The sequence below is a fragment of the Stenotrophomonas sp. HMWF023 genome, assembly GCF_003060985.1.
GTDB lineage: Bacteria > Pseudomonadota > Gammaproteobacteria > Xanthomonadales > Xanthomonadaceae > Stenotrophomonas > Stenotrophomonas lactitubi.
The window spans coordinates 1-2,269 of the sequence record NZ_QAIJ01000048.1; the positions used below are offsets into that span (position 1 = coordinate 1).

Here is a 2,269-nt window from a genome sequence, read left to right on the forward strand (position 1 = left end):
GGTCTGGGTGGCCAGGAAATCGGCCTTGATGAAGCCGCCGATCTTGACCGTGGTACCCGGCGCCGCACCGGGGGTGATGGTGGTGACCTGGATCGGCTGCTTGCCCGCAGGCACCGCCGGCTTCTGTTCGGCCTGCAGCGTGCGGACGTCGGTGACCGCCTGCTGGGTCTGCACGATCTGGGTCTGTTGCTGCTGCTGTGACGACAGCAGCGCCTGTACCTGCCGCTCCAGTTCGGCAACGCGTGCTTCCAGTGCCTTCTCTTTGGCGGTCTCGGCGAACGCCATGCCCGGTGCGACCAGGGCGACCAACAAGCAGGCCGCCAAAGGTTTGCGCACGGCTTTCAACGTACGGTGGCTCATGTTGCCCTCTCTCCCAAGTGGCAAGGTGATGCCGCGCGTGGGGCACGGTCGAGCCGAGACTGCGGGGCGTTTGCACGCACCGGCTATTGGCCATTGGTCGAACCCGGGCCTGCAGGGGCCCGACTTTCGACCAAGGTCTAACCGAAGTGGTGACGCGACCGGGGGTGGATGGGGCAAACTGAGGGGGAACGGCTGCTGCAATGCTGCGGCTGCACACACAAAGTCAACGTGCAAGTGAGGGTGCCATGGCTGATCTCTACCCCGTCGATCCGCAGTTCGCCGCCAAGGCGCGTATCGACAAGAACTCCTATGAACAGCAGTACCAGGCCTCGGTGTCCGATCCGGATGCATTCTGGGGCAAGGCCGCCGAGCGGCTGGACTGGTCGCGCAAGCCGACGAAGATCAAGAACGTCAGCTACGACCTGGCCGACTTCCACATCAAGTGGTTCGAAGATGGCGAGCTCAACGCCAGCGTGAACTGCCTGGACCGTCAGCTGGAAAAGCGTGGCGACAAGACCGCGCTGCTGTTCGAGCCGGACAGCCCGGATGCGCCGGCCCAGCACGTGACCTATCGCGAGCTGTACGAGCGCACCTGCCGTCTCGGCAACGCGCTGCGCAACCTGGGCGTCAAGAAGGGCGACCGGGTCACCATCTACCTGCCGATGATCGTCGATGCTGCCGTGGCCATGCTGGCCTGCGCGCGCATCGGCGCGATCCACTCGGTGGTGTTCGGTGGCTTCGCGCCGAACTCGATCGCCGACCGTGTCAGCGATTGCCAGAGCAAGCTGATCATCACTGCCGACGAAGGCCTGCGTGGTGGCCGGAAGATTCCGCTGAAGGCCAACGTCGATGCGGCGCTGAAGCTGCCCGGCACCAATACCGTTGAAACCGTGCTGGTGGTGCGCCATACCGGCGGCGCGGTGGACATGCAGGCCCCGCGCGACCGCTGGTTCCATGATGTGGTCGACAGCCAGCCGGCCAGCTGCGAACCGGAACCGATGAACGCCGAGGATCCGCTGTTCATCCTCTACACCTCCGGTTCCACCGGCAAGCCGAAGGGCGTGCTGCACACCACCGCCGGTTACCTGCTGTACGCGGCCTACACCCATGAAGCGGTTTTCGACCTGCGCGAGGACGACATCTACTGGTGCACCGCCGACGTCGGCTGGGTCACCGGCCACAGCTACATCGTGTACGGCCCGCTGGCCAATGGCGCGACCTCGCTGATGTTCGAGGGCGTACCGAACTACCCCGATACGTCGCGCTTCTGGAACGTGATCGACAAGCACAAGGTGTCGATCTTCTACACCGCCCCCACCGCCATCCGCGCGTTGATGCGCGAAGGCGAGGAGCCGGTGAAGAAGACCTCGCGCGCGTCGCTGCGCCTGCTCGGCAGCGTCGGCGAACCGATCAATCCGGAAGCCTGGCGCTGGTACTACGAGGTGGTCGGCGACAGCCGTTGCCCGATCGTCGATACCTGGTGGCAGACCGAGACCGGCGGCATCCTGATCTCGCCGCTGGCCGGCGCGATGGATCTGAAACCGGGTTCGGCCACCCTGCCGTTCTTCGGCGTGCAGCCGGCCCTGGTCAACGCCGATGGCGAGATCAAGGACGGCCCGACCGAAGGCAACCTGATCATCCGTGATTCCTGGCCGGGCCAGATGCGCACGGTGTACGGCGACCACCAGCGCTTCATCGATACCTATTTCCGCACCTACCCGGGCAGCTACTTCACCGGTGACGGCTGCCGCCGCGACGAAGACGGCTACTACTGGATCACCGGCCGCGTGGACGATGTGATCAACGTGTCCGGCCACCGCATCGGCACCGCCGAAGTGGAAAGCGCGCTGGTCTCGCACCCGAAGGTGGCCGAGGCCGCCGTGGTCGGCTTCCCGCACGACGTGAAGGG

Annotated in this window: 1 protein-coding gene and 1 pseudogene; one reads left to right on the forward strand and one right to left on the reverse strand. The window is 65.4% G+C overall.

Annotation, left to right across the window (positions count from 1 at the left end; genetic code table 11):
- A pseudogene (locus tag DBR20_RS02035) lies at positions 1-360 on the reverse strand (hypothetical protein); the annotation flags it as partial.
- 245 nt (positions 361-605) lie between these two features.
- Between DBR20_RS02035 and acs the strand changes: the two are divergent.
- Positions 606-2,269: acetate--CoA ligase (gene acs, locus DBR20_RS02040; RefSeq protein ID WP_108265016.1), on the forward strand; the 1,664-nt coding region annotated here is incomplete at its 3' end.